26 protein-coding genes are annotated in these 25,809 nt (G+C 61.4%); 14 read left to right on the forward strand and 12 right to left on the reverse strand.

From position 1 onward, the window contains the following. Positions 1-50: 50 nt before the first annotated feature. Positions 51-896: an AAA family ATPase gene (locus tag HKK52_RS12960; RefSeq protein ID WP_169371140.1), complete on the forward strand. Its 846-nt coding sequence runs from the start codon at positions 51-53 to the stop codon at positions 894-896. Between the two features lie 13 nt (positions 897-909). After that, entirely contained in the window at positions 910-2,088 is a 1,179-nt protein-coding gene (locus HKK52_RS12965; protein ID WP_169371141.1) for a vWA domain-containing protein, read from the forward strand. 108 nt (positions 2,089-2,196) lie between these two features. Here HKK52_RS12965 and HKK52_RS12970 read toward each other — a convergent pair whose 3' ends face one another. The 4 genes from HKK52_RS12970 to HKK52_RS12985 form a co-directional block, all read right to left on the reverse strand. Then, positions 2,197-3,123, reverse strand: a complete 927-nt coding sequence (locus HKK52_RS12970) for a biotin-dependent carboxyltransferase family protein (protein ID WP_169371142.1) — start codon at positions 3,121-3,123, stop codon at positions 2,197-2,199. Then, the gene (gene pxpB, locus HKK52_RS12975) at positions 3,120-3,824 is read right to left on the reverse strand and encodes a 5-oxoprolinase subunit PxpB (protein ID WP_169371143.1); all 705 of its coding nucleotides are present in this window, start codon (positions 3,822-3,824) and stop codon (positions 3,120-3,122) included. The genes HKK52_RS12970 and pxpB overlap by 4 nt, the downstream gene beginning before the upstream one ends. After that, a complete protein-coding gene (locus HKK52_RS12980) occupies positions 3,821-4,573 on the reverse strand; it encodes a 5-oxoprolinase subunit PxpA (RefSeq protein ID WP_169371144.1) in 753 nt (250 codons plus the stop codon). Before HKK52_RS12980 ends, pxpB begins: the two co-directional genes overlap by 4 nt. 75 nt (positions 4,574-4,648) lie before the next feature. Continuing rightward, positions 4,649-5,935: an MFS transporter gene (locus HKK52_RS12985; protein ID WP_169371145.1), complete on the reverse strand. Its 1,287-nt coding sequence runs from the start codon at positions 5,933-5,935 to the stop codon at positions 4,649-4,651. Positions 5,936-6,082: 147 nt separating this feature from the next. On the opposite strand from HKK52_RS12985, the gene HKK52_RS12990 reads away from it, so the two are divergent. Beyond that, a complete protein-coding gene (locus HKK52_RS12990) occupies positions 6,083-6,997 on the forward strand; it encodes a LysR family transcriptional regulator (RefSeq protein ID WP_169371146.1) in 915 nt (304 codons plus the stop codon). A gap of 168 nt (positions 6,998-7,165) precedes the next feature. Here HKK52_RS12990 and HKK52_RS12995 read toward each other — a convergent pair whose 3' ends face one another. From HKK52_RS12995 to HKK52_RS13005, 3 genes are read right to left on the reverse strand one after another with little or no spacing between them, the layout of a single operon-like run. Continuing rightward, positions 7,166-7,708, reverse strand: a complete 543-nt coding sequence (locus tag HKK52_RS12995; RefSeq protein WP_169371147.1) for a DUF2937 family protein — start codon at positions 7,706-7,708, stop codon at positions 7,166-7,168. An 11-nt stretch (positions 7,709-7,719) separates the two neighbouring features. Next, entirely contained in the window at positions 7,720-8,496 is a 777-nt protein-coding gene (locus HKK52_RS13000) for a class II glutamine amidotransferase (protein WP_123507702.1), read from the reverse strand. A 32-nt stretch (positions 8,497-8,528) separates the two neighbouring features. Further along, positions 8,529-9,026 carry an MFS transporter gene (locus HKK52_RS13005; RefSeq protein ID WP_169371148.1) on the reverse strand — a complete coding sequence of 166 codons (498 nt, stop codon included), beginning with the start codon at positions 9,024-9,026 and terminating at the stop codon, positions 8,529-8,531. A gap of 100 nt (positions 9,027-9,126) precedes the next feature. Here HKK52_RS13005 and HKK52_RS13010 point away from each other — a divergent pair, with 100 nt between their 5' ends. Then, complete coding sequence (locus HKK52_RS13010) at positions 9,127-11,181, forward strand: S9 family peptidase (protein ID WP_169371149.1); 2,055 nt, start codon at positions 9,127-9,129, stop codon at positions 11,179-11,181. 282 nt (positions 11,182-11,463) lie between these two features. After that, positions 11,464-11,937, forward strand: a complete 474-nt coding sequence (locus tag HKK52_RS13015) for a cyclic nucleotide-binding domain-containing protein (RefSeq protein ID WP_133839266.1) — start codon at positions 11,464-11,466, stop codon at positions 11,935-11,937. Here HKK52_RS13015 and HKK52_RS13020 read toward each other — a convergent pair. Then, complete coding sequence (locus HKK52_RS13020; protein WP_169371150.1) at positions 11,934-12,224, reverse strand: hypothetical protein; 291 nt, start codon at positions 12,222-12,224, stop codon at positions 11,934-11,936. The genes HKK52_RS13015 and HKK52_RS13020 overlap by 4 nt on opposite strands. 88 nt (positions 12,225-12,312) lie before the next feature. Here HKK52_RS13020 and HKK52_RS13025 point away from each other — a divergent pair, with 88 nt between their 5' ends. From HKK52_RS13025 to HKK52_RS13040, 4 genes are all read left to right on the forward strand, one after another. Beyond that, positions 12,313-12,999: a spermidine synthase gene (locus HKK52_RS13025; RefSeq protein ID WP_123410584.1), complete on the forward strand. Its 687-nt coding sequence runs from the start codon at positions 12,313-12,315 to the stop codon at positions 12,997-12,999. Between the two features lie 48 nt (positions 13,000-13,047). Then, the gene (locus HKK52_RS13030) at positions 13,048-13,419 is read left to right on the forward strand and encodes a YajD family HNH nuclease (protein ID WP_133839269.1); all 372 of its coding nucleotides are present in this window, start codon (positions 13,048-13,050) and stop codon (positions 13,417-13,419) included. Between the two features lie 183 nt (positions 13,420-13,602). Beyond that, on the forward strand, positions 13,603-14,457 hold the full coding sequence (locus HKK52_RS13035; protein ID WP_169371151.1) for a hypothetical protein: 855 nt from the start codon (positions 13,603-13,605) through the stop codon (positions 14,455-14,457). Between the two features lie 213 nt (positions 14,458-14,670). Then, the gene (locus HKK52_RS13040) at positions 14,671-15,354 is read left to right on the forward strand and encodes a response regulator transcription factor (RefSeq protein WP_169371152.1); all 684 of its coding nucleotides are present in this window, start codon (positions 14,671-14,673) and stop codon (positions 15,352-15,354) included. Between the two features lie 296 nt (positions 15,355-15,650). On the opposite strand, the gene HKK52_RS13045 is transcribed toward HKK52_RS13040, so the two are convergent. Then, positions 15,651-16,061: a PA0061/PA0062 family lipoprotein gene (locus tag HKK52_RS13045; RefSeq protein ID WP_169371153.1), complete on the reverse strand. Its 411-nt coding sequence runs from the start codon at positions 16,059-16,061 to the stop codon at positions 15,651-15,653. Positions 16,062-16,106: 45 nt separating this feature from the next. After that, positions 16,107-16,511, reverse strand: coding sequence for a PA0061/PA0062 family lipoprotein (locus HKK52_RS13050; protein WP_169371154.1), 405 nt, complete (start codon positions 16,509-16,511; stop codon positions 16,107-16,109). A gap of 227 nt (positions 16,512-16,738) precedes the next feature. Here HKK52_RS13050 and HKK52_RS13055 point away from each other — a divergent pair, with 227 nt between their 5' ends. From HKK52_RS13055 to HKK52_RS13075, 5 genes are all read left to right on the forward strand, one after another. Further along, positions 16,739-19,972: an efflux RND transporter permease subunit gene (locus HKK52_RS13055; RefSeq protein WP_169371155.1), complete on the forward strand. Its 3,234-nt coding sequence runs from the start codon at positions 16,739-16,741 to the stop codon at positions 19,970-19,972. After that, a complete protein-coding gene (locus tag HKK52_RS13060) occupies positions 19,965-21,128 on the forward strand; it encodes an efflux RND transporter periplasmic adaptor subunit (RefSeq protein WP_169371156.1) in 1,164 nt (387 codons plus the stop codon). The genes HKK52_RS13055 and HKK52_RS13060 overlap by 8 nt, the downstream gene beginning before the upstream one ends. After that, positions 21,112-22,530 (forward strand): efflux transporter outer membrane subunit, encoded by a 1,419-nt coding sequence (locus HKK52_RS13065; protein WP_169371157.1) that lies wholly within the window; start codon positions 21,112-21,114, stop codon positions 22,528-22,530. Before HKK52_RS13060 ends, HKK52_RS13065 begins: the two co-directional genes overlap by 17 nt. A 236-nt stretch (positions 22,531-22,766) precedes the next feature. Continuing rightward, positions 22,767-23,237 (forward strand): RNA methyltransferase, encoded by a 471-nt coding sequence (locus HKK52_RS13070; RefSeq protein WP_169371158.1) that lies wholly within the window; start codon positions 22,767-22,769, stop codon positions 23,235-23,237. A 79-nt stretch (positions 23,238-23,316) separates the two neighbouring features. Next, complete coding sequence (locus HKK52_RS13075) at positions 23,317-23,694, forward strand: YgaP family membrane protein (protein ID WP_169371159.1); 378 nt, start codon at positions 23,317-23,319, stop codon at positions 23,692-23,694. A 121-nt stretch (positions 23,695-23,815) separates the two neighbouring features. Here the strand turns inward: HKK52_RS13075 and HKK52_RS13080 are convergent, their stop codons facing one another. Together HKK52_RS13080 and HKK52_RS13085 are read right to left on the reverse strand one after the other, a co-directional pair. Beyond that, on the reverse strand, positions 23,816-25,045 hold the full coding sequence (locus tag HKK52_RS13080) for a hypothetical protein (RefSeq protein WP_169371160.1): 1,230 nt from the start codon (positions 25,043-25,045) through the stop codon (positions 23,816-23,818). A 36-nt stretch (positions 25,046-25,081) separates the two neighbouring features. Next, entirely contained in the window at positions 25,082-25,531 is a 450-nt protein-coding gene (locus HKK52_RS13085; RefSeq protein ID WP_169371161.1) for a YcgN family cysteine cluster protein, read from the reverse strand. Positions 25,532-25,809: the final 278 nt, after the last annotated feature.

Raw genomic sequence — 25,809 nt, forward strand, 5'->3', positions numbered from 1 at the left:
CGTCCCGCCCTGCCCCGTTCAGGTCGGCGTTACCGTTCGAGGATTAGCAGATGAAGTTCGAAGGCACCCAGGCCTACGTCGCCACCGATGACCTGAAGCTGGCGGTCAACGCCGCCATCACCCTGGAGCGTCCGCTGCTGGTCAAGGGCGAGCCGGGCACGGGCAAGACCATGCTTGCCGAGCAATTGGCCGAGTCCCTTGGCGCCAAGTTGATCACCTGGCACATCAAGTCCACCACCAAGGCGCATCAGGGCCTGTACGAGTACGACGCGGTCAGCCGCTTGCGCGATTCTCAACTGGGCACCGAGAAGGTCCACGACGTTCGCAACTACCTGAAGAAGGGCAAGCTGTGGGAAGCCTTCGAGTCCGAGGAGCGGGTGATTCTGCTGATCGACGAGATCGACAAGGCCGACATCGAATTCCCCAACGACTTGCTGCAAGAACTCGACAAGATGGAGTTCTACGTTTACGAGATCGACGAGACCATCAAGGCCAAGGTTCGCCCGATCATCATCATTACCTCCAACAACGAGAAAGAGCTGCCGGACGCCTTCTTGCGCCGCTGCTTCTTCCACTACATCGCGTTCCCGGATCGCACCACGATGCAGCGGATCGTCGACGTGCATTACCCGAACATCAAGAAAGACCTGGTCAGCGAAGCGCTGGATGTGTTCTTCGACGTGCGCAAGGTGCCGGGCCTGAAGAAGAAGCCTTCAACTTCGGAACTGGTGGACTGGCTGAAACTGCTGATGGCCGACAACATCGGCGAAGCGGTGCTGCGCGAACGCGATCCGACCAAGGCCATCCCGCCGCTGGCCGGCGCTTTGGTGAAGAACGAACAGGACGTGCAATTGCTTGAGCGCCTGGCGTTCATGAGCCGTCGCGGCACCCGCTAAGAGGCTGATCGCCATGCTGCTCAACCTGTTTAATGAAATGCGCGCCGCCAAGGTGCCGGTCTCGGTGCGTGAGCTGCTGGACTTGATCAACGCGCTGAAACAGCGCGTGGTCTTCGCCGACACGGACGAGTTTTATTACCTGTCCCGGGCGATCCTGGTGAAGGACGAAAAGCATTTCGACAAGTTCGACCGCGCCTTCGGTGCCTACTTCAACGGCCTGGAAAAACTCGACGATCACCTTCAGGCGTTGATTCCCGAAGACTGGTTGCGCAAGGAATTCGAGCGTTCCCTGAGCGATGAAGAGCGGGCGCAGATCCAGTCCCTTGGCGGCCTCGACAAGCTGATCGAAGAATTCAAGAAACGCCTGGAAGAACAGAAAGAACGCCACGCCGGCGGCAATAAATGGATCGGCACCGGCGGCACCAGCCCATTCGGCTCCGGCGGCTTCAACCCGGAAGGCATTCGGGTCGGCGATGCCGGCAAGCGCCAGGGCAAAGCGGTCAAGGTCTGGGACCAGCGCGAGTACAAGAACCTCGACGATTCGGTGGAACTGGGCACGCGAAACATCAAGGTCGCCCTGCGCCGACTGCGCAAATTCGCCCGCCAAGGCGCGGCGGAAGAACTGGACATCGACGGCACCATCGACCACACCGCCCGCGATGCCGGGTTGCTGAACATCCAGATGCGGCCGGAGCGGCGCAACACCGTCAAGCTGTTGCTGCTGTTCGACATCGGCGGCTCGATGGACGCTCACGTGAAGATCTGCGAAGAGTTGTTCTCGGCCTGCAAGACCGAGTTCAAACACCTGGAGTACTTCTACTTCCACAACTTCGTGTACGAGTCGGTGTGGAAGAACAACATGCGCCGCACCTCCGAGCGTTTCTCGACCCAGGACCTGCTGCACAAGTACGGCGCCGACTACAAAGTGATCTTCATCGGCGACGCCGCCATGGCGCCCTACGAAATCACCCAGGCCGGCGGCAGCGTCGAGCACTGGAACGAAGAACCGGGCTACCTGTGGATGCAGCGCTTCATGGAGAAATACAAGAAGCTCATCTGGATCAACCCGTACCCGAAAGACACCTGGGGCTATACCTCCTCGACCAACATCGTGCGGGACTTGATTGAGGACCAGATGTATCCGCTGACGTTGCGCGGGTTGGAAGAAGGGATGCGGTTTCTTTCCAAGTAGTACGCTGATCGTTCCCACGCTCCCGCGTGGGAATGCATCAGGTGACGCTCCGCGTCACAGGGACGCGGAGCGTCCCGGGCGGCATTCCCACGCAGAGCGTGGGAACGATCACCGTGAAGCAAACTGTCGCAAATAAGCGACCTGCTCCCGATGCGCCACGTCCTGCACCACCGGCCGCAACCGCACCTTCGCCCCCGGCAGGCACTGCGCCAGCCGCGCCAGTGCCAACGGCGTCAACGCGCCCAATCGTGGATAGCCGCCAATGGTCTGCCGATCATTGAGCAACACAATCGGCTGCCCGTCTGGCGGCACTTGCACCGCGCCCAGCGGGATGCCTTCGGAGATCATCGGTTGGCCCTGGTATTCCAGAGGTGTGCCCAGCAGGCGAATGCCCATGCGGTCGGCACGACTGTCCAACACCCAGGCGCTGTTGAAAGCGTCGAACAGGCTTTGCCCGCTGAACGCACCAATCTGCGCACCAAGCACCAAGTCCAGCGGTGCATCGACTTTGAAATCCGGAATCTGATCTTGCGGTAACTCCCGCAACAGGATTAATGCACTGCCGGAATAGCTCAGTTGCGCATCCTTGGCCAACGGTCGGCCCATGCCATCGAGTCCGCCGAGTTCTTCGCGGACCACCGTCGCGCTGCTGCCTAACACTTTCGGCGCATCAAACCCGCCCGGCGCGGCGAGATACGCCCGTGCGCCAAGCAGTGGCTGCGTAAATTGCAATCGCTGTCCTTTATGCAGCCGAAAACTGCGCCACGGCGCAGGCGCCTCGCCATCCACTTGCGCACACAGATCCGCTCCAGCCAATGCCAGCACGCAATCCTCTTCAGCCACCACGGTGAACCCGCCAAGGGTGATTTCGATCACCGGCGCATCCAGCCCATTACCGAGCAGCCAATTGGCCCACGACATCGACCGCCAATCCAGCCCGCCGCCCTGGGTCACGCCCAGGTGCCGCACGCCGAATCGGCCCGCGTCCTGCAACAGGCACAGCGGCGTACTTGCCTCAATTTTCAGACGGCTCATGCCTGGGCCTCCAGTGGCGTGTCGTCACCGCCCAGATTGATGAATTCGGCATGACTGACGGCTTCGAAGCGCACCGTGTCTCCCGGTTGCATCAAGCTATAACCGTCGCGTTCGCGGTCGAACAGTTTGGCCGGGGTGCGGCCGATCAGGTTCCAGCCGCCGGGGGACACCACCGGATAAGCGGCGGTTTGCCGCTCGGCAATGCCGACGCTGCCCGCCGCGACTTTCTTGCGCGGGGTGTTCAGACGCGGCGCGGCGAGGATTTCCTCTACCAACCCCATAAAGGCAAAACCCGGCGCGAAGCCCAGCGCGAACACCTGATATTCACGCTCGCTGTGACGGCGGATCACTTCGTCCATCGACAAGCCGCTGCGCTGGGATAACAGGCTCAATTCGGGGCCGACGCTCAAGTCATACCAGACCGGCAGTATATGACACTTGCCGCTGGTACTGGCGTTGGGCGACAGATCAATCAAGGCCTCGGCAATCAATTCCCGCGCCTGGGCCGGGCTCAGCGCGGTCAGATCGTAATGCACCATCAACGTCGTATAAGACGGCACCAGATCGATCAAATGCCCGCCGAACGCAGCGCGCAGGCTTTCGCTGGCGGCGAGCATCCACGGCATGTTCGCTTCGGCGATTTCATCGAACAGACGCACCATCAGGCAGTCCAGCGCGACCACTTCCACCCGTGGTTTCATGACGCGCTCTGCTGGTTCAAGGCCTCGCGGATCCGCCGCACGGCCGCCACCGAACTGGCGTTGTCGCCATGGACGCACAGGGTGTTGGCCTGCAGATGCAAGGCGCTGCCGTCATTGGCGGTGAGGTGGTCGCCACGGGCGATGATCAGCGCTTGCTCGATGATTTTTTCCGGATCGTGGTGCACCGCCCCCGGCAGTTGCCGCGAGACCAGCATGCCAGCGCTGTCGTAGGCGCGGTCGGCGAAGGCTTCGAACCACAGGGTCACGCCGTATTCATCGCCCAATTGCTGCGCGGCGCTGTTGTCGCGGGTGGCCATCAGCATCAGCGGCAACGTGCGGTCATAGGCGGCCACGGCCTGGATCACCGCGCGCAATTGCGCCGGGTTGGCCATCATGTCGTTGTACATCGCGCCGTGGGGTTTGACGTAGCTGACCTTGCCGCCCTGGGCCCGGCAAATGCCGTCGAGGGCGCCAATCTGGTAATGCAGAATGTCTTGCAGTTCCTGGGCGGTATAAGCCATGGAACGCCGGCCGAAGCCGACCAGGTCCTGATAGGCCGGGTGCGCGCCGATCTGTACGCCGTGGCTCAGGGCCAGGCTGACGGTCTTGCGCATGATGCTCGGGTCGCCGGCATGGAAGCCGCAAGCGATGTTGGCGCAATCAATGAAGGGCATGACCTCGGCGTCCAGACCCATGGTCCAGTTGCCGAAACTCTCGCCGATGTCGCAGTTCAATAGCAGGCGGCTCACGGTGAACACTCCTGTAGGCATATTCTTTTTTTACTGCCGGGACATTCTTGTACAACATGCCCGGCAGATTATCAGTTACTCGGCTTCGAGTTGCTTGCCACGGGTCTCCGGCAGGCTCAACGCCGCCAGGATCACCACCCCGTAGGACACCGCCGCAAACGCCCCGATGCCGACGCTCAGCGGTACTTTCTGGCTGAGCAAACCGATAAACAGTGGGAACAACGCCGCCAGCGCCCGGCCGATGTTGTAGCAAAAACCCTGGCCCGAGCCGCGAATCCGCGTTGGAAACAGCTCAGTCAAAAACGCGCCCATGCCGCTGAAAATCCCCGAGGCAAAGAAGCCCAGCGGGAAGCCCAGCCACAGCATCACGCCGTTACTGACCGGCAATTGGGTGTAGAGCAAAACGATGGTGAACGAGCCGACGGCGAACAGAATGAAGTTCTTCTTGCGCCCGAGGATGTCGGTCAAATAGGCGCTGATGACATAGCCGACGTAGGAACCGACGATCACCATCGCCAGATAACCGCCGGTGCCGAGTACGCTCAAACCGCGCTCGTTCTTCAGGAAGGTCGGCAGCCACGAGGTAATTGCGTAGTAACCGCCGAGTGCCCCCGTGGTCAGCACCGAAGCGCGAATCGTGGTGAAGAGGATGCCCGGGGCGAAGATCTCGTAGAACTTCGCCGGGTTACTCGGTTCTTCCTTGGCTTTGGCTTCGCGGTAGATCTCCGGGTCCTTGACCAGGCGGCGGACGAAAATCACGAAAATCGCCGGGACGATGCCAAGGATGAACAGCGCACGCCAGGCGTCTTCCGGCGGCAACACCGAGAACAATAGCGCATACAGAATCGCCGTCAGCCCCCAGCCCAGCGCCCAACCGGATTGCACCATGCCCACCGCTTTGCCGCGGTCCTTGGCACGAATCACTTCGCCCATCAGCACCGCGCCGGCCGTCCACTCACCGCCGAAACCGAAGCCCATCAAGGTGCGGCTGATCAGCAGTTGTTCGTAGTTTTGCGCGAAGCCGCAGAGGAAGGTGAAGAACGCGAACCACAACACGGTCAGTTGCAGGGTGCGCACGCGGCCGATGCGGTCGGACAGAATCCCCGCCACCCAGCCGCCGATGGCCGAGGCAATCAGGGTGCTGGTGTGGATCAGCCCCGCTTCGCCGGTGGTAATGCCCCACATGGCAATCAGGGTCGGCACCACGAAGCTGAGCATCTGGGTGTCCATGCCGTCCAGGCCATAGCCGATCTTGCAGCTCCAGAACGTGCGGCGTTCCTGTTTGTTGATGTTGCGATACCAGTCGAAAGGTCCGGGGCGAGCCGTGGCCTTGGGGATGGCGGTGGTGTCGGGCGCACTCATGGCGAATCTCCGTGCTAATTTTATTGGTATTGTTCTGAGCCCCGACGACGCCTATCGTGGGAACCGGATGGCCTGATTTTTGGGCGCCCGGCCCTGCTGCGTCCAACTAATAAAAACCCGGCCTAGGCATAAGAAAAAGTTGATTACATGAACCTGAAGTTCCTAGAGACCTTTGTCTGGGTCGCGCGACTGAAGAGTTTTCGCCTGACCGCGGACAAGCTCTTCACCACCCAGGCATCGATTTCCAGCCGCATCGCCGTGCTCGAAAGCGAGCTGGGGGTGAAGCTGTTCCTGCGCGATTCCCGGGGCGTGAGCCTGACCCCGGAAGGCTTGAAAGTGCTCGAATACGCCGAGCATATGATGGACACCATGCAGGCGCTGAAGCAGTCGATCGAGACCCGTTCAAGCAAGGTCGGGCGGGTGCGCATCGGGGTGATGGACACGGTGATTCACACCTGGCTCAGCCCGTTGGTGGCGCAGATGATGGATCACTATCCGTTGGTGGAAATCGAGCTGGTGGCCGATACCTCGCTGAACCTCTGCGATCAGCTGCAAAAAGGCTTTCTCGACCTGATCCTGCAAACCGACCTGCTGCGCCAGGAAAGCGTGCGCAGCCTGGAACTGGCCAGCCATCCGATGGGCTGGATCGTCGCCAGCAATTCGATCTACAACCGCGAATATTCAGGCGTGGTCGACCTGGCTCGTGAGCGGATCATCACCTATTCGAAAAACTCCCATCCGCATCAGGACATTCTGGCGTTGATGCAGGCCAATGGCGTGATGACGCCACGCTTGAATTGCGTGAACTCGGTGTCGGCGATTACCCGGTTGCTGCGCGATGGCTTTGGTATCGGTGCGTTGCCGCCGGTGCTGGTGGCTGAAGAGCTGGCGCGGGGGGAATTGACCTTGCTGGCCATCGACCAGCGGCCACCGAACTTGCAAGTAGTGGTGTCGTGGCGGGTCGGGGTGGAATGGGTCGAGGAGATTGTGACGTTGAGTCAGCAGGTGCTGGAGGGGTATGCGCGCAAGGTGGGTGAGGGTTACATCATCCTTGCTGGCTGAATCCTCGTAGCAGCTGCCGAGGCACGAGGCTGCGTTCGGCTGCGAAGCAGTCGTGAAATAAGGCTACGGGGGGTGTAAGTAAAACCGCGTGTTCTGGTTTTACGACTGCTTCGCAGCCGAACGCAGCCTCGTGCCTCGGCAGCTGCTACACAGGCCTGTGCTTTGGTTTTAGAGCCCGCGCACATCCCGATCTTCAATCGGCCGGCTCTGGCGCAGGCGTTTGCCGCCCAGCACCACCCAGTCGATCAACCGGAACAGGCATTCAATGCCGAATGACAGCAGCAGCGCGCCGCTCATGCCCCAGATCATCGCTTCCGGGGTCAGCAAAATCTGGTAGCTATAGCCGTCCCAGGTTTCCTTGCGAATGTCCGGATCCGCCGCCAGCGCCACTTGCAGGAAGCGGATGTACCACGGGCCTTGCATCGCCTGGTACTGCTTATCCAGGGATACCTGACGGGTGAGCAAGGTGCTCAGGCTGTCCGCGTCGCTGCGAAAAATCGGGTCTTCGCTGGCACGGTAATGCGCGACCAACGCCTGCATATCGCCCTTGAAAAATTCATTAGCCGTGCCCTGGAAGCCGCGCAACCCGGCCTGCGCTTCAATCAGGTGCGCTTCGACCCGCTTGCCGTAGTCGCTGATAAACCCCGGCACCTGGACACCGATCAACAGGCCCGCCGCAAACAACACCAGCCGTAGATAACTGAGCAACATGGGGTAAGTCCTTATTCGGTCTTGCCCTGGCTGACGCATTCGCCGCGTCGCCAGAGGCTCCATTGGCCCGGTTCGTAGCGGGTCCAGGTTTCGTTTTCGGTCAAGGGTTCGGTGGCGATCACCGTGACCACGTCGTTGGGCGTGGTTTCGGCCTGAAAGTCGACGATCACATCGACGTCCTTCAAGCGTGCCGGGCCGAACGGCGCGCGACGGGTGATTTGCGCCAGTTTGGTCGAGCAATAGCAGAACAGCCAGTCGCCGTCGCTGAGCAGGCAATTGAACACGCCTTTGCTGCGGTATTCGGCGCAGGCGGCCACCAGGTCCGGCAGCAATTCTTCGATTTCTACCGGCTCCGGGAACGCCGCGCGTACCCGATTGAGCAAATCGCAGAACGCCGCTTCGCTGTCGGTATCGCCGACCGGGCGGTAGAAACTCTTGATCGGTTCAAAGTCCGCGAGCTGGCCGTTGTGGGCGAAACACCAGTTGCGGCCCCACAGCTCGCGCACGAAGGGGTGGGTGTTGGACAGGCAGACCTTGCCGACGTTGGCCTGGCGGATGTGCCCGATCACCACTTCGCTCTTGATCGGGTAGCGTTGCACCAGGTTAGCCACTTCGGACTCACTGCTGGCAGCCGGGTCCTGGAACAGACGCAGCCCACGACCTTCATAAAAGGCGATGCCCCAACCGTCACGGTGCGGCCCGGTACGCCCGCCGCGCTGCATCAGCCCGGTGAAGCTGAACACGATATCGGTCGGGACATTGGCGCTCATGCCCAATAACTCACACATGCTCGGACTCTCGCTTCAGCGCTGGGGCAAGGTTACAAACGCGGTTCGATGCGCGAACGCTGGGGGTTGTTCGGGATTGGCGGACGGCCGTAGCGATCATCGCCGGCGACGCCGAACGGTTGATCGTCTTCATAGTCGTCGGGCTTGATCGCAGCCTTGTTGGCGGCGGCCTGTTCCTTGCGGGCCGCGGCAGCGCGTTCGATCGGCCAGCGGATCAGCACCAGAATCAGGTACAGGCCGAAGGCGATCATGCCGTACATGAACAGGTCGGAAATTGCCCGCCAGGCGTTGTTGCCCACCTTGAACGCCAGGTCCAGGGCGGTGATGGCAATGGCCGGGGCAACCTTTTCCTTCACCGGGTCGATGATGGTCGGGCTGAACAGCAACACCGCCATGAGCAGCCGCAGTGGCTCACGCAGGTAGCGCCACATCCAGCGGGTCAGGCGCATCCACACCAACAGGCAGCCTAAAGCGGCAAAGGCGTAGAGGCCCCAAGCGATCAGATAGTCGTTCTCGGTCATGGTGTCCATGGCAAGGCAGGCAAAGAGGCGCTTATAGTAACGACTTTTCGCGCGTCAGGCTGCCTCGCCGTCTGCCGGGCCATCATTTGTCATCGTCCGAGAGCCTTTCATGCCCTTAACCGCCAACGTCACCAGCGCCCCGATTGCCCGCAAGGCCGAAGGGGTTGACCCGTATGCCTGGCTCCAGGAGCGCGACACCGACGCGGTGCTCGACTACCTGAAGGCCGAAAACAGCTATCAAGAGGCACAAACCGCCGATCAGGCCGGATTGCGCGAAACCCTGTTCGAAGAGATCAAGGGCCGGATTCTCGAAACCGACCTGTCCCTGCCCTCGCCGTGGGGGCCGTTCCTGTATTACACCCGCACCACGGCGGGCGATGAATACGCTCGCCATTACCGCTGCCCGCGCCCGGCCGATGACAGCCTGCACATCGACGAAAGCCAGGAACAACTGCTGCTGGACCCGAACGAGCTCGCCAATGGCGGCTTCTTCTCCCTCGGCGCCTTCAGCATCAGCCCGGATCACCAGCGCCTGGGCTACAGCCTCGACACCACGGGCGATGAGATTTACACGCTGTTCGTGAAGGAATTGTCCAGCGGCCGTGTCAGCGAACTGGAGTTCGAAGATTGCGACGGCAGCATGACCTGGGCCAACGACAGCCTGACGTTGTTCTTCGGCGAACTGGACGACACCCATCGCCCGCACAAATTGATGCGCTATCGCCTCGACGGTACAGCCGCCGAAGAAGTGTTCCATGAGCCAGACGGACGATTCTTCCTGCATTGCTACCGCTCCAGCTCCGAACAGCAACTGCTGCTGTCCCTGGGCAGCAAGACCACCAGTGAAGTCTGGGTGCTCGATGCTTTCCAGCCGCACCTGGCCTTTACTTGCCTGGCGCCACGGGTCGAAGACCACGAATACGACGTCGATCACGGCGCGCTCGATGGCCAATGGACCTGGTTCATCCGCAGCAACCGCGACGGCATCAACTTCGCCCTGTACACCGCCGCCGATACCGGCGTGGCGCCGACCGAGGCCGATTGGCAGAACCTGATCCCCCACAGCGACACGGTAATGCTCGAAGGCCTGAGCCTGAATGTCGAAGCGGTGACCCTGAGCCTGCGTGAAGGTGGCTTGCCGATCATCGAGGTGCGCCCACAAGGCCTGGCGCCTTATCGCGTGCAATTGCCGGACGCGGCCTACAGCCTGCATGTGCAAAACAGCCTGGAATTCGTCAGCGACAAGATCCGCCTGCGTTATGAGGCGTTGAACCGCCCGGCACAGGTTCGTCAGCTGGACCTGGCCACGGGCGAGCAGAAAGTGCTGAAGGAAACCCCGGTGCTCGGCCCGTTCGACGCCGATGCCTATGTCAGCCAGCGCCTGTGGGCGACCGCGCCGGACGGTACGCAGGTGCCGATCAGTCTTGTAGTCAAACGTGAAGCCCTCGGTAAACCGACGCCGCTTTACCTGTACGGCTACGGCGCCTATGGCGAAAGCCTCGACCCGTGGTTCTCCCACGCCCGCTTGAGCCTGCTGGATCGTGGCGTGGCATTTGCCATCGCCCACGTGCGCGGTGGCGGTGAACTGGGCGAAGCCTGGTACCGCGCCGGCAAGCAGGAACACAAGCACAACACCTTCAGCGACTTCATCGCCTGCGCCGAGCATTTGATCGCCAATGGCTTCACCACTTCGCAGCAATTGGCGATCAGTGGCGGCAGCGCGGGTGGCTTGCTGATCGGCGCGGTGCTCAATCAGCGTCCGGAGTTGTTCGCAGCGGCGATTGCCGAGGTGCCGTTCGTCGACGTGCTGAACACCATGCTCGACCCGGACCTGCCGCTGACCGTCACCGAATACGACGAATGGGGTAATCCTGAAGAACCGGACGTCTATGATCGGATCAAGGCCTACGCCCCGTACGAAAACGTCACTGCCCAGGCGTATCCGGCCACGTTGGTGATCGCCGGCTACAACGACAGTCGCGTGCAGTATTGGGAAGCGGCCAAGTGGGTGGCAAAATTGCGCGCGACCAAAACCGACGACAATCCGCTGCTGCTCAAGACCGAACTCGGCGCAGGGCATGGCGGGATGAGCGGGCGATATCAGGGATTACGTGACGTAGCCCTCGAATACGCATTTGTTTTCCAGGTTTTGGGCATTGCCTGAGGAACTTGGCTCGGTGTTTCGGTCTTAAGACCAAACACCGGGCCACGGCCTTCCCGCTATCCCTGTAGCAGCTGCCGAGGTACGAGGCTGCGTTCGGCTGCGAAGCAGTCGTGAAATCAGCCGACGCGTTTCTTCAGGAAGACCGCGCGGTCAGGTTTTGCGACTGCTTCGCAGCCGAACGCAGCCTCGTACCTCGGCAGCTGCTACAAGGGATCGTGGATAGGCGACAACATTAACCAGGCCCGAACCCGCACCAGACCACAAGAAAAAGACCGTGACGACATGTCAGAACCGACCTTACTGAACAACGAAATTCGCGACTGGCTGATGGACTGCGGCCTGTTCGATCAACTGCTGCCGGTGGACTTCGCCGCCGCTTCCGGCTACTTCAGCATCAGCACCATCGCCCAGGGTGAAGAGATCTTCCACGAGGGCGATGCTGGCAGTTTCATGTGCATCATCCACACCGGCCAGGTCTCGGTGCAGAAGACCAACAGCGACGGGCAAACGGTGATCATGGCCACCCTGCGCAGCGGTCGGGCGTTCGGCGAAATGGCTGTGCTCGATGGCGAGCGGCGCTCGGCCAGTTGCGTGGCGGCGAGCAATTGCCAGTTGCTCAACCTCGGCAAGGACTCGCTGGAAAAGATGCTCAACGACGCACCGAAAATCGCCGCCAAGATCATCCGCGCCCTCGCCGTCTCCCTGTCCAAACGCCTGCGTATGGCGGATGGGCAACTGCTCTCGCAGCAGGTTTAACCCCCCGGCGATTTGCTTTTCATGCCGTTCTGCTCAAGGCCCGGCAACGGCTGGTCCTTGGATGGTGGGCTGGGCATTTCGATCGGCACAAGCGGCGGGCCACCACTGCCGGGCCCGGTGCGGGGCACGCTGGTGGGGGTGATCTGCGGGTATGGCGTGGGGGTCGCGGTGCCGGGCGAACCGGACATCGGCGCCGGGCTGGTGGGGATGATTTGCTGCTCCTGGGCCTGCACTGCAGTTATCGAGAGCGCGGCCAAGGCAATGACCGTTAGAATGGTGCGCTTCATCAATGGCTCCGTTGGCCTTGTTGTCTGCTTGCAGGCTACTCCCAACCGCGTCCGTTTGCCTTATGCCAATTTTTTCCAAGAGCCCGCCATGAAACGTTTCGTTCTACTCGACACCGCCCCCATCCCTGAAAACGGCGGTGCCCTGTGCCTGTTCGAATACGGCGAGGATTTTGTCATCAAGATCCAGGGGGGCGACGGCGGGCAGCTGATGAACACCCGCATGCACGGCTCCGAGGACGCCCTGGCCGAGATCCCTTGCCGCAAGGTCGCTGGTCGGCCGAACTCCCGCGTGTTGATCGGCGGCCTGGGCATGGGCTTCACCCTCGCCTCCGCGCTCAAGCACCTGGGCAAGACCGCTGAAGTGGTGGTCGCCGAACTGGTGCCCGGCGTGGTCGAGTGGAATCGCGGGCCGTTGGGCGAGAAGGCCGGCAACCCGCTGCTCGACCCGCGCACGGTGATTCGCATGGAAGACGTGGCCAAGGTGCTGCAAGCCGAACCCCAGGGTTTCGACGCGATCATGCTCGACGTCGACAACGGCCCAGAAGGCCTGACCCAGCGCGCCAACAGCTGGCTCTACTCGTCCGGCGGCCTCAGCGCCTGCGCCAAGGCCCTGCGCCCCAAGGGTGTGCTGGCGGTGTGGTCGGCCAGCGCCGACAAGCAGTTTTCCGATAAATTGAAGAAGGCCGGTTTCAAGGCCGAGGAAGTCCAGGTCTTCGCCCATGGCAACAAAGGCACGCGCCACACGATCTGGATTGCCGAGAAGCTCAAGGGCTGAGCTAAACTCACTGCATAACCGTCATTAGTCTTTTACAAAGGTGAACCCATGAGTTCGTCAACGCCGACCAATACCTCGAAGCTGGATCGCATCCTCGCCGACAACCAGCGCGACAAGGAAATGGGTTACCGCGACAAGGCCCTGAAGATGTACCCGCACGTGTGCGGCCGCTGCGCCCGTGAATTTTCCGGCAAGCGCCTGAGCGAACTGACCGTGCACCACCGCGACCACAACCACGACAACAACCCCCAGGACGGCTCGAACTGGGAACTGTTGTGCCTGTATTGCCACGACAACGAACACTCGCGCTACACCGACCAGCAGTACTTCAGCGAAGGTTCCCTCAGCACGCCGAAAGTCGCCAAGGCCACGCACAACCCATTCGCGGCGCTGGCCGGGTTGATGAAGAAAGAAGACTGACACTTGGCCAGCAGCGGCCAAAAGCTGCCGCTGCTGGCAAAGGATGTCGTTTTTTTGCCGCGTACAAAACGTGTCTGAACCGTTACAAAAGCCCCTGCCCGCTTAGGTCCGACGTGCCATGACGGTAGATGGCACCGTTCTTGCGATGTATCAGCATCAATACACGCCAGACAGTGGACGATGATGAACGTCACCTCAACCTTCAACAGCCCTGCGATGCTGGCTTACAGCGCCGCTGCTCAAGCCAAGGCCAAAACCGCTGCCACCGAGCAAGCGGCCAAGGACGCAAAGACCGATGACGCGGTCAGTCTCTCGAAAAAATCCACCGACTACAGCGGTTCGATCGGCAACAACACGCCGTTCTTTCCGGTGCGTAAGGGCATGAACGCTGATGCCCTGGTACTGGGCGTTACCCAGCCTGGTGCGGTGTCCAGTTCCAAGGACAAGACCTTCCCGGAAGTGGCCGCGGATGCGCGCAAGCGCATGGACGACAAGTACGCGCAGATGAAGGCCGGCGAGAAGCCTTACAGCGGCAGCGTTGAAGACAAGAATGCGTTGATGGGCGACCTGGATCGCCGTTCGCTGAACGCCGTGGCTACCAATGAGGGTGGCAAGTTTTCCAGCGATGAGCAGGAAGCGGCCAAAGCCCTGATGCAACAGCAGGAGCGCTTGGCCTCGGGTCATTACAGCGGCCCCGAGGATCAGAAGAAAAACTGGAAAGACCCGTTCGCCAACGACCCGATCGGCCGGGCCAAGGCGGCGCTGAATTTCCTCGACAACATGAGCCCCGAGGAAAAGACCAAACCCGAATGGTTGTCCCAGCATCAGACCTTGCAGGACGCGTTGACCCAGTACGGCAAGGACGATGCCGTCGCCGGGGGCAAGAAAAAAGACGGGCACTTCAATAACCTCGCGGAAATCCTCGCGGGTGTTGATACCAGCGGCTCGGGGAGCAAAGACCCGCAGAGCAACAAAATCACCAATGCGCCTGCCTCCATGATGGCCAAGCTCAAAGCGATGTTGCCCAAGACGCAGTGAACCCCGCGTTTTATCTGTATGACCTGTAGGAGCAAGGCTTGCCCGCGATGGCGTACTCAAGATCGCCATCGCGGGCAAGCCTTGCTCCTACAAATTAAAACGGCATCGTGCCTAGCGCATTTCCTTTGTATCGCACATGAAACTTTCATCAGAAAGTCGGCAATCGTTTATTGGCAAAATCGCGACATCCGGAACTCTTCATAGGTAACCGACATGTCCCGAATCTTGACCATCGAAGACGATGCCGTGACCGCCACGGAAATTGTCACCGAGTTGCAAAGCCACGGCTTTGAAGTGGATTGGGTGAGCAATGGCCGCGAAGGTCTGGTGAGCGCGGTCAGTGGCAATTACGACCTGATCACCCTCGACCGCATGCTCCCCGAGCTGGATGGCCTGGCCATCGTCACCACGCTGCGCGCGATTGGCGTGGCGACACCGATCCTGATGATCAGCGCCCTCTCCGACGTCGATGAACGGGTGCGCGGCCTGCGTGCCGGCGGTGATGATTACCTGGCCAAACCGTTTGCCACCGACGAGATGGCGGCGCGGGTCGAAGTGTTGCTGCGACGTAAAAGCCCGGCCAAGACGTTCGAAACCACCCTGCGCATCGCCGACCTCGAACTCGACCTGATCAGCCACGAAGCCAACCGCGCCAACCAGGCGCTGAGCCTGCTGCCCACCGAGTACAAACTGCTGGAATTCATGATGCGCAATCCGGGGCAGATTCTGTCGCGGATGATGATTTTCGAAGAGGTCTGGGGTTATCACTTCGACCCTGGCACCAACCTGATCGATGTGCACATCGGTCGTCTGCGCAAGAAGATCGACCCGCCGGGTAGGCCGCCGTTGATTCGGACCATGCGCGGGTCGGGGTATGTGATTGCCGAACCGTTGTAGGCATATCCTCCCCTTGTAGCAGCGCGTTCCGCGTGTAGCAGCTGCCGAGGCACGAGGCTGCGTTTCGCGTGTAGCAGCTGCCGAGGCACGAGGCTGCGTTTCGCGTGTAGCAGCTGCCGAGGCACGAGGCTGCGTTCGGCTGCGAAGCAGTCGCGAAATCAACCGGCGCGTTTTCAGGAAGACCGCGCGCTCAGGTTTTACGACTGCTGCGCAGCCGAACGCAGCCTCGTGCCTCGGCAGCTGCTACACGCCAAACGCAGGCTTCGGCAGCTGCTACAGGTTCATGGCCAACATTTCTATCCGGGCATGCACTGGAAATCACCAGTCTGCGCCACCTGCTTGCCGTGTGAATCCTCAAGCCGCGCCCTGACTTCCTCGCCCAGGCTCGACTCCACCAATTGATAATGCTCGCCAGCCTTGAACTGCGGGTAACTGACCTTGCCCTCGCAATCTTCCTGGTTCGAATCGCCACTCGGCATCTCGAACAGCGTCACCGCCAGGTCATGGGCGCCAGGGGCCACTTCGAAGAAGCGACCGTCGTCGATACGTTTGCCATCCACCCGTTCGGCCAGCATGTCATTGGGCGCCTCTTCCTGAAGCCCGATCCAGGCCATGCCCGGATCGGGTTTGGGCATCGGCCCGGCGCAGGCGGACAAAAGACAGACCAGGCTCAGGCCCGGAATCAACAGCAGGGGTTTAAGTGTCATGGCAATGACCTTCCTTCATGAAAAAACAACCTTGAAACGGCGAGCCTACGAGCACTGAAAACTGTCGCTCTGCGCCACCTGTTTACCGTGGGAGTCCACCAGGCTGGCGTTGGCCGACAAGCCTGCGTTGGACGCATTCAGCTGGTAGCGCTCACCCGCCTGGAAGTGGCTGTAGTCCAGGCGGCCAATGCAAATGGGTTCCGCCGAGTTGCCATCGGTGCCGCGGATCAGCGTCACGTCCAGCCGATGGACGCCGGGCTTGACCTCGAAATAACGTCCGTCTTCAACACGCTGGCCATCGATCTTTTCCGCCAGCACGTTGGTGTTTCCCGGTTGTTGCAGATCGATCCAGGCTTCGCTCGGGTCCGATTTGGGCATCGGCCCGGCACACGCCGATAACAGGCAGACCAGGCTCAGGCCCGGGACCAGAAACAGGGGTTTGAGCGTCATGGAAAAACACCTCGAAAGTTGAACGACGATGCCGCCGCCAGGTGTGGCGGCGGGCCATCGGCTTGAGGTGAAGAGTGGCGTGCTAGAGCGGCGCGGACAAATGAAGAGCCATGAAAGGTTTTTCAGGAAAACGTTAAAGATTTCTTCATCCCCGTGAAGGCAAATCTTTAAGTTGCACACGCAAGACTGCCGGCCAATTGCATTTCAAGACCTCGGAGGTTTACGGCATGCTCGGGCTGGTAAAGACCGCACTGCTCAAGCCCTACACGTTTATCGTGCTGGCAATTTTCATCTGCATCATCGGGCCCATGGCGGCCCTGCGTACGCCCACTGATGTGTTTCCCGACATCGGCATTCCGGTGATCGCCGTGGTGTGGCAGTACAACGGCCTGGCGCCGCAGGACATGGCCGGGCGGGTGATCTACACCTATGAGCGCTCCCTGAGCACCACGGTCAACGACATCGAGCACATCGAGTCGCAATCGCTGCCGGGCATGGGCATCGTCAAGATTTTCTTCCAGCCCGGCGTCGACATTCGCACCGCCAACGCCCAGGTCACGGCGGTGTCGCAGACCGTGCTTAAACAGATGCCACCGGGCATCACCCCGCCGCTGATCCTCAACTACAGCGCCTCGACCGTGCCGATTTTGCAGATGGCGTTCTCCAGCCCGACGCTGTCGGAAGCGAAGATCCGCGACCTGGTGCAGAACAACATCCGCCTGCCGCTGACCTCGGTGCCGGGCCTGGCCATTCCGACGCCGATGGGCGGCAAACAACGCCAGATCACCCTCGACCTCGACCCGCAGGCCCTGGCGGCCAAAGGGCTGTCGGCCCAGGACGTCGGCAATGCGTTGGCCGCGCAGAACCAGATCATCCCGGTCGGCACCGCCAAGCTCGGGCCCAATGAATACACGGTGCTGCTGAACAACAGCCCGAAAGCCATTGATGAGCTCAACGACCTGCCGATCAAGACCGTCGACGGCGCGCTGATCACCATTGGCCAGGTGGCCCACGTGCGCGACGGCTCGCCACCGCAGACCAATATCGTGCGGGTCGACGGCCGCCGCGCGGTGCTGATGCCGGCGTTGAAGAATGGCAATATTTCCACGCTGTCGATCATCGACGGCATTCGCCAGATGCTGCCGCGCATCAACGAAACCGTGCCGCCGTCGCTGAAGACTTCCCTGCTGGGCGACGCCTCGGTGTTCGTCAAACAGTCGGTGGGCAGCGTCGCGAAGGAAGGCATCATCGCCGCGTTACTGACCAGCGCGATGATCCTGCTGTTTCTCGGCAGTTGGCGTTCAACGCTGATCATCGCCGCGTCGATTCCGCTGGCGGTGCTGTCGGCCATCGCCCTGCTCGCCGCCAGCGGCCAGACCCTCAACGTGATGACCCTCGGCGGGCTGGCGTTGGCGGTGGGGATTCTGGTGGACGATGCCACGGTGACCATCGAGAACATCAATTGGCACCTGGAACAAGGCAAAGCGGTGAAGACCGCGATCCTCGACGGCGCCAAGCAGATTGTCGGCCCCGCGTTCGTGTCGCTGCTGTGCATCTGCATCGTGTTTGTGCCGATGTTCCTCCTGCAAGGCATCGCCGGCTACCTGTTCCGGCCGATGGCGCTGGCGGTTATTTTTGCCATGGCCAGCTCCTTCATTCTGTCGCGAACCTTGGTGCCGACGTTGGCGATGTTCCTGCTCAAACCTCATAGGCCGGAACAAGGTCCTGGTCATCATCCGGAAGATGAGTTCATTAATCATCACGAGGGCGAGCAGCACCGCAAAACCCATCATCCATTGCTGCAGCGAGTGCTGAATTTCCAGCAGGGTTTCGAGCGGCACTTCTCCAATCTGCGGGACACTTATTTCGGCTTGCTGGAGCTGGCGCTGGAATACCGCAAGCGGTTCCTGCTCGGGTTCCTCGCCTGTGTGCTCGCCTCGTTTGCGCTGCTCCCAAGCCTGGGCGAGGACTTCTTCCCCGCCACCGACGCTGGCGCGCTGTCGCTGCATGTGCGCTTGCCGCTGGGCACACGAATAGAGGAAAGCGCGGCGGCGTTCGACCGCATCGAAGCGCGGATCCGCGAGATCATTCCGGCCGAGCAACTGGACACCATCGTCGACAACATCGGCATCCCGCTGAGCGGCATCGACATGGCCTACAGCAACAGCGGCACCATCGGCCCGCAGGACGGTGACATCCAGGTCAGCCTCAAGGCCGAGCACAGCCCCACCGCCGATTACGTGAAACGCCTGCGCGAAGCGTTGCCGGAAAGTTTTCCCGGTAGCCACTTTGCGTTCCTGCCGGCGGACATCAGCAGCCAGATCCTCAACTTCGGCGCACCGGCACCGCTGGACGTGAAAATCTCCGGACCGAACGATGCGGCTAACCGTGCTTACGCCGTGGAGCTTGAACGTCGTCTGCAACATGTGGCCGGGGTCGCTGACTTGCGCATCCAGCAGTCCACCGGTTATCCGTCGTTGCAGGTCAACGTCGATCGGCTGCGGGCCAATGGCCTGGGCATCACCGAGCGCGATGTGACCAACAGCATGGTCGCGTCGCTCGCTGGCAGTTCGCAAACCGCGCCGACCTTCTGGCTCAACCCGGCCAACGGCGTGTCCTACGGCGTGGTCGCCGCGACGCCGCAATATCGCCTCGACAGCCTGCCGTCGCTGGAGGCCTTGCCGGTGACCGGCAGTGACGGGCAATCGCAGATCCTCGGTGGTTTGGCGAGCATTTCCCGGGTGCAGAGCCCGGCGGTGGTCAGTCACTACAACATCATGCCGACCCTCGACCTGTACGCGAATGTGCAGGGCCGCGACCTCGGCGGCGTGGCCAAGGACATTCAGAAAGTGCTGGATGACACGGCCTCGATGCGGCCCAAAGGCGCGGTGATCAGCCTGCACGGGCAGATCGATGCGCTGCACGAAGCGTTCAGCGGTTTGAGCTTCGGCCTGCTCGGCGCGGTGGTGCTGATCTACCTGCTGATCGTGGTCAACTTCCAGTCCTGGGTCGATCCCTTCGTGATCATCACCGCCCTGCCCGCCGCGCTCGCCGGGATTGTGTGGATGCTGTTTCTCAGTGGCACTTCGCTGTCGGTGCCGGCGCTGACCGGGGCCATCCTGTGCATGGGCGTGGCCACGGCCAACTCGATTCTGGTGGTGAGTTTCTGCCGTGAACGCCTGGCCGAACATGGCGACGCGCTCAAGGCTGCGCTCGAAGGCGGCTACACCCGGTTCCGCCCGGTGTGCATGACCGCCCTGGCGATGATCATCGGCATGTTGCCGCTGGCCCTGTCCGAAGAACAGAACGCGCCGTTGGGCCGTGCTGTGATCGGCGGGCTGATCCTCGCCACCACCGCCACTCTGCTGTTCGTGCCGGTGGTGTTCAGCCTGGTCCACGGACGTCAATCCTCTCGCGCTATTGCTGAAGAAAACCTTTCTGGGGAAAGCAGTCATGTCTAATCAAAAACCGTCGCGCAAACGCCTGATGTGGGTTGGGGTCGGTGGCCTGACGTTGGCCGCGTTGCTGGTGGCCAACGGTCTGGCCGCCCGCACTCGCCACGAGAAAGCCGTGGCGGCCTGGACCGAAACTGCGGCCATGCCGTTGGTCAGCGTGTTCCAGCCGCAGCAGAACGTGCATGGCGATAGCTTGCGCTTGCCGGCGCATCTGGAGGCGTGGAGCAAAGCGCCGATCCATGCGCGGGTCAGCGGCTACCTCAAGGACTGGAAAACCGACATCGGGGCTCATGTGAAGGCCGGGCAAATTCTGGCCGAGATCGACAGCCCGGACCTCGATCAACAGGTGGCGCAAACCCACGCCCGGTTGATCCAGGAACAGGCCAACGCGCGCCTGGCCGAGACCACTGCGACCCGTTGGCAAAACCTGTTGGCGAGCCATTCAGTGTCGCGTCAGGAGGCCGATGAAAAACGCTCCAACGCCGCTGCTGCCAAGGCCAATGCCGATGCGGCCGCTGCCGATTACGCGCGACTGTCGGCGCTGGAGGATTACAAGACCATCCGTGCACCGTTCGCCGGGACCATCACCGCGCGCAACACCGACATCGGCCAGTTGATCAAGGCTGACAACGACAGCGATCCGCAACTGTTCGACATCGCCGACACCCATCAACTGCGCCTGTACGTGCCGGTGCCGCAGAACTACGCCAGCGTGATTCGTCCCGGCATGCAAGCCGAACTGATCGTGCCGGAACACCCCGGCGAGCACTTTACCGCGCGATTGATCGGCGATTCGACGGCTGTTGACCGGCGCTCCGGAACCTTGCTTGCGCAGTTTGTCGCGGATAACCCGGAAGGCGCGTTGTTGCCCGGCGACTATGCCGAGGCGACGCTGCAAATTCCGGCGGATACCCACGGTGTGAGCATTCCGGCCAGTTCGCTGATCTTCCGGGCCCAGGGCACGCAGGTGGCGGTGCTCGACCCGGATAACCACGTGCATTTGCGCGACATTCATATCGGTCTGGATCTGGGTGAGCGGCTGGTCATTGATCAAGGCCTGAAACCTGCGGACCGCGTCGTGGATAACCCGCCGGATGCCCTGCGCGAAGGCGATGCCGTGCAGCTGGCCGACGCCGGAGGTGTTCATGCGCCCAAGGCTTGAGCTGCTGATCATGGCGCTGGCGTTGCAAGGTTGTTCGATGGCGCCGACCTACAAGGTGCCGGCTATCGACTTGCCGGCGCAGTATCGCGAACAGACCAGCGACGGTCCGTGGCACTTGGCAGAAACGCCGCCCTTGACGTCGAACTGGTGGCAGCTTTATCAGGATCCACGCCTGAACGACCTGCAACAGCAATTACTCAAGGCCAACCCAGACCTCGCTGCGGCTCTCGCGCACTTTGATGCGGCGCAGGCTTATGCCGGTCAATTACATGCCGGGTTGTTCCCGCAAATCACCGCCAGTGCCCAACCGTTGCGCCAGCGTCAGTCGGACGGCAAACCGCTGCGCGGCAGCAATCAGCCGTCGGTGTACAACAGCAACACCGCCGGGTTTGCGCTGAACTTCGACCTCGATCTATGGGGGCGAATTCGCAACCAAGTGGCGGCGGGCGATGCCCAGGCCCAGGCGTCGGCAGACGATTTGGCCGCCGCCCGGCTGAGCCTGCAACAGCAATTGGCGACGCTGTATATCCAGCTCAATGGCCTGGATGCCCAGCGCACGATTCTCGCCAGCTCCCTCGACGATTACACCCAGGCGCTGCAACTGACCCGCGACCGCTACGAAGGCGCCATCGCCTCGGAACTTGACCTGACCCGCGCGCAAAGCCAACTGGCCGAGGCTCGGGCGCAACTGGACGATGTGCGAGCGCAGCGGGATCTGGCCGAGCATGCGATTGGAGAGTTGGTGGGTGAGCCGGCGAGTGTTTTCCAGCTCAGTGCAAGCAACCAAGCGTTGGACGTACCTTCGGTCCCCGGCGCCCTGCCCAGCACCCTGCTGCAACGCCGTCCGGACATCGCGGCCGCCGAACGTCGGGTATTTGCCGCCAACGCCAACATCGGCGTCGCCCGCGCCGCGTGGTACCCGGACTTCAGCCTCACCGGCCTGCTCGGCGGGCAAACCGCGGGCAGCGGCAACCTGTTGGCCGCCGGCAATCGCTATTGGGCGCTGGGGCCGCTGGTCAATCTGCCGATCTTCGACGGTGGTCGCCTCGATGCCAACGAGCGCCAGGCCAAGGCCGAATTTGAAGAAGCGGCTGCGCATTACCGTAGTCAGGTGCTGCGGGCGGTGCGCGAGGTTGAAGACAACCTCGCGCAACTGCGCGATCTGCAACGGGAGGCCGAGGATGAGCAAGCGGCAGTCGAGGCGGCTCAGCGCACGCAGACCTTGGCGATGAACAGCTATGAAGCGGGGGCGGTGAATTATCTGGATGTGGTCACCGCACAGACCTCGGCGTTGCAGGCGCAGCGGCGGTTGCAGACGTTGCAGACACGGCAGTTGCAGGCGAGTGTCGGGTTGGTGGTGGCGTTGGGTGGGGGGTGGATGACGACGACACACTCCTTGTAGCAGCTGCCGAGCCTGCGAGGCTGCGTTCGGCTGCGAAGCAGTCGTAAAACCAGACAATGCGGTGTTCCAGTTAAATTGCGTTTTCAGGGTTTGCGACTGCTTCGCAGCCGAACGCAGCCTCGCAGGCTCGGCAGCTGCTACAGGATTGCGGCGTCCGGGCACCGCCAATCCCGAAACTGCCCGCTCCCGGCCAATCCCCGTATAATCGCCCTCTTTTTCCCGAAGGCACCCCGCTCGTGGCAGACAAACGGTACAGCTGCATTGGTTTGTATAACCCCAAGTCACCGGAGAACGTCGGTTCGGTGATGCGCGCCGCTGGCTGTTATGGCGTGGCGTCGGTGTTCTACACCGGCAAGCGCTATGAGCGCGCCGCCGACTTCGTCACCGACACCAAGCGCGTGCACTACGACATCCCGCTGATCGGCATCGACGACCTGAAAAAGATCCTGCCGCTCGGCTGTGTGCCGGTCGCCGTGGAACTGGTCGAAGGCGCGCGCTCGCTGCCGGAATACACTCATCCGGATCGCGCCCTCTACATCTTCGGCCCGGAAGACGGCTCGCTGGATAAAGAGATCCGCGACTGGTGCGAAGACGTGGTCTACATCCCGACCACCGGTTGCATGAACCTGGCGGCCACGGTCAACGTCGTGTTGTACGACCGCATGGCCAAGGGATTGAATACGCGCTCGGGGTCGAAATTCCGCTGAATCACCGCACATTGGATGGAACAAGCGGCCGCCCCGGGCAGTCAGCTAACTATCATTCCTGAACGCATGGAGACAGATCATGAGCGAACTCAAACGCGTAGAGCGCATCGAATCCACCCCGTTCCAGACTCACCACGAACAGAACGTCGAGGGCTGGGAGCGCATCGGTTCCCTGGCCGGCGGCGTGGTGATGGTCGGCAAGGGCCTGCGTCGCGGCGGTGTGTTTGGCTTGATTCAAGTGGCGATCGGCGGCGTGGCCCTGGCCCGTGGCATTACCGGGCATAGCTCGGTGAAAAGCCTGCTGGAGAAAAGCCGTCAGGACATGAACAACGTGCGGGCGAAGATTCAGCGCGCGGGCGAAGAGTTGAATCAGTTGAAGGCGGCTGCAGAGGCGGCAACCAAGACCGCGACCGTTACCGGCAATGATTCTTTGAAATCGCCTAAAACCGGGGTTTGATCCCGTTCCCCGATCGTTCCCATGCTCCGCGTGGGAATGCCTCAAGGGACGCTCCGCGTTCCAGCGCTGAAAGGGACGCGGAGCGTCCCGGGCTGCATTCCCACGCAGAGCCTGGGAACGATCAGTTCAAAAGCTCGGTATCGAGGACTTTGGAAGACTCGCCAATCACGCTCTCGGCAAGTTGAACGAATTCCTTGGTATCGACACTCTCCAAATGCATCGCCCCGCGCTGCACATCATCGAGCGAGCGCTTGTTGCGGGTCTTCAGGCGAATCTCCCGATCCAGTTCCTGTAGCAGCAACACGGCCTTGGCAATCTGCGTCGGGCTGATCTGCGAACCGCGTAACGTCGTCACCTTCTGGCTGTCCTTGGCCAACTTCTTCTGCAAATTCTCATACCGTTCATCACTCATGCCACCGGCGCGGCGCACCAGTTCGATGGCGTAATACTCGGCCAGGCCTTCGCTGATCCAGTCGCTGTGCTGGCTGTCGTTGACCCGCCCGAACACTTGGGCCAGCTCCCGTACCAGCGGGCTGGTGCCGCTTTCACTGACCAACGGCAAACGGCTGTTGAGGTAGATCGATTCCCGCGCCGCCAGGCTGCCGCGCCACATCGGGTCGTTGGCGCCGACGATCAGCAGTTTGCTTGGGTGACGCGGGAACACGGCCTGGGCTTGCGGCCAGACGAAGGTCAGCAACGTCAGTACGTCCATGCGGCGCATGCCCTGCCCCAGTGGCGAGGCGACGGTGACTTCGGTTTCGCCCAACCGGGTACGACGGCTGCCGAGGTGGCCGGCGAGCATCCAGCCAGTGGGCCGGTCAAACAGGCGGGAGACGTTATTGATGCGGAATTTGTTCTTGCCGATGCGCGGCCAGGCGGTTTCGACGCTTTTCCAGCCGTTGGGCAATTCGAATTCCAGGCGTGACACCAGTTCGATACCGTCCTGCTGATCGAGCTTGGCCGCTGGTACCAGGTCGTCGCCGCGCATTAACGCCCAATTTGGCGTCATGCGCGTGTCGAAACTGCCGTTCTTGCGCCCGTGGCTGATGTGCACACGGTAGGTCAGGCTGGCCTTGTCCGCTGCCGGATGCCAAACACCACGAGCGGTTTTGCCCGGTGTGAGCTGCCATTGGCCGTCGGCCTTGAAGTCGCTGTAGTGGCTGCCGTCGCCCAGGTCAAAATCGAGGCTGCGCACCGCCGAGCCTTGGGCCAGGGTCAGGCGCACTTCGGCCTGATCGCTTTGCGGCAACAGGCGCACGTGATAATCCAGATCGACCTTCTTCGCCGCCCACACCGACGAACTCAGGGCCAATGCCCCGACGGCCAACGCCAGCCGCAATCCCACAGCCATACACACTCCTTCGTGACACGTTAGCCCGGTGGACCTTTAACCCGCGCGGAAAATCAGATGATCTTCCCAGTCATCTTCCGGCACGCTGCCTTCGGCGAGCATGCGCCCGGACTGGGAAATACGTTCGTGGTGCACCGCATCGCGATCGCCGCACACCAAGTGATGCCACAGCGGCAAGTCCTTGCCTTCGCTGACCAGCCGATAGCCGCAGGTCGGCGGCAGCCAGCGGAATTCTTCAGCCTTGCCCGGCGTGAGCTGGATGCAGTCCGGCACAAACTCGCGACGGTTCGGGTAATCCGTGCACTGGCAGGTGTTCAGGTCCAGCAGTTTGCAGGCGATACGTGTGTAGTAGACGCTGTTGTCTTCTTCATCTTCGAGCTTTTGCAGGCAGCACAAGCCACAGCCGTCGCACAGCGATTCCCATTCCTGCGAATCGAGTTGATCGAGGGTTTTGCGTTTCCAGAACGGTTCGACTTTGGCAACCATGGCTCAAGCATCAACATCAGGTGGTGAAAAGGCCGCCAGTCTAGTGCCCAAGGCCTTGCGGGCCAAGCGCTGGCGACTGTCGGTAGAACTTCACTTGTCAGTTGCCGCGCCGCGAAGTAGCTTTGCCAGTCGCAACGAGCCAAACCCGAAGGCCATTAACGCGCAACCGCGTTGCATTCCGGTGAACTGCCACGGCTCACGAAAACCTCATCGCTCAGCTCAACTGTGGCCGCTGGTTTTTACTTCGACTCCGACTCAAATCTAGCAAGGAATCTTTG

The organism is Pseudomonas sp. ADAK2 (assembly GCF_012935755.1).
GTDB lineage: Bacteria > Pseudomonadota > Gammaproteobacteria > Pseudomonadales > Pseudomonadaceae > Aquipseudomonas.

Bases quoted from the DNA above. Each gene is read 5' to 3' on its own strand.
- HKK52_RS13030 (WP_133839269.1), top strand. From the start codon at position 13,048: ATGAGTTCGTCAACGCCGACCAATACCTCGAAGCTGGATCGCATCCTC.
- HKK52_RS12985 (WP_169371145.1), bottom strand. From the start codon at position 5,935: ATGAGTGCGCCCGACACCACCGCCATCCCCAAGGCCACGGCTCGCCCC.
- HKK52_RS13010 (WP_169371149.1), top strand. From the start codon at position 9,127: ATGCCCTTAACCGCCAACGTCACCAGCGCCCCGATTGCCCGCAAGGCC.
- HKK52_RS13045 (WP_169371153.1), bottom strand. From the start codon at position 16,061: ATGACACTTAAACCCCTGCTGTTGATTCCGGGCCTGAGCCTGGTCTGT.
- HKK52_RS13085 (WP_169371161.1), bottom strand. From the start codon at position 25,531: ATGGTTGCCAAAGTCGAACCGTTCTGGAAACGCAAAACCCTCGATCAA.
- HKK52_RS13035 (WP_169371151.1), top strand. From the start codon at position 13,603: ATGAACGTCACCTCAACCTTCAACAGCCCTGCGATGCTGGCTTACAGC.
- HKK52_RS12970 (WP_169371142.1), bottom strand. From the start codon at position 3,123: ATGAGCCGTCTGAAAATTGAGGCAAGTACGCCGCTGTGCCTGTTGCAG.
- HKK52_RS13065 (WP_169371157.1), top strand. From the start codon at position 21,112: ATGCGCCCAAGGCTTGAGCTGCTGATCATGGCGCTGGCGTTGCAAGGT.
- HKK52_RS13000 (WP_123507702.1), bottom strand. From the start codon at position 8,496: ATGTGTGAGTTATTGGGCATGAGCGCCAATGTCCCGACCGATATCGTG.
- HKK52_RS13005 (WP_169371148.1), bottom strand. From the start codon at position 9,026: ATGGACACCATGACCGAGAACGACTATCTGATCGCTTGGGGCCTCTAC.
- HKK52_RS12965 (WP_169371141.1), top strand. From the start codon at position 910: ATGCTGCTCAACCTGTTTAATGAAATGCGCGCCGCCAAGGTGCCGGTC.
- HKK52_RS12995 (WP_169371147.1), bottom strand. From the start codon at position 7,708: ATGTTGCTCAGTTATCTACGGCTGGTGTTGTTTGCGGCGGGCCTGTTG.
- HKK52_RS13075 (WP_169371159.1), top strand. From the start codon at position 23,317: ATGAGCGAACTCAAACGCGTAGAGCGCATCGAATCCACCCCGTTCCAG.
- HKK52_RS12960 (WP_169371140.1), top strand. From the start codon at position 51: ATGAAGTTCGAAGGCACCCAGGCCTACGTCGCCACCGATGACCTGAAG.
- HKK52_RS13040 (WP_169371152.1), top strand. From the start codon at position 14,671: ATGTCCCGAATCTTGACCATCGAAGACGATGCCGTGACCGCCACGGAA.
- HKK52_RS13020 (WP_169371150.1), bottom strand. From the start codon at position 12,224: ATGAAGCGCACCATTCTAACGGTCATTGCCTTGGCCGCGCTCTCGATA.
- HKK52_RS13015 (WP_133839266.1), top strand. From the start codon at position 11,464: ATGTCAGAACCGACCTTACTGAACAACGAAATTCGCGACTGGCTGATG.
- HKK52_RS13055 (WP_169371155.1), top strand. From the start codon at position 16,739: ATGCTCGGGCTGGTAAAGACCGCACTGCTCAAGCCCTACACGTTTATC.
- HKK52_RS13080 (WP_169371160.1), bottom strand. From the start codon at position 25,045: ATGGCTGTGGGATTGCGGCTGGCGTTGGCCGTCGGGGCATTGGCCCTG.
- HKK52_RS13060 (WP_169371156.1), top strand. From the start codon at position 19,965: ATGTCTAATCAAAAACCGTCGCGCAAACGCCTGATGTGGGTTGGGGTC.
- HKK52_RS12990 (WP_169371146.1), top strand. From the start codon at position 6,083: ATGAACCTGAAGTTCCTAGAGACCTTTGTCTGGGTCGCGCGACTGAAG.
- HKK52_RS13050 (WP_169371154.1), bottom strand. From the start codon at position 16,511: ATGACGCTCAAACCCCTGTTTCTGGTCCCGGGCCTGAGCCTGGTCTGC.
- pxpB (WP_169371143.1), bottom strand. From the start codon at position 3,824: ATGAAACCACGGGTGGAAGTGGTCGCGCTGGACTGCCTGATGGTGCGT.
- HKK52_RS13025 (WP_123410584.1), top strand. From the start codon at position 12,313: ATGAAACGTTTCGTTCTACTCGACACCGCCCCCATCCCTGAAAACGGC.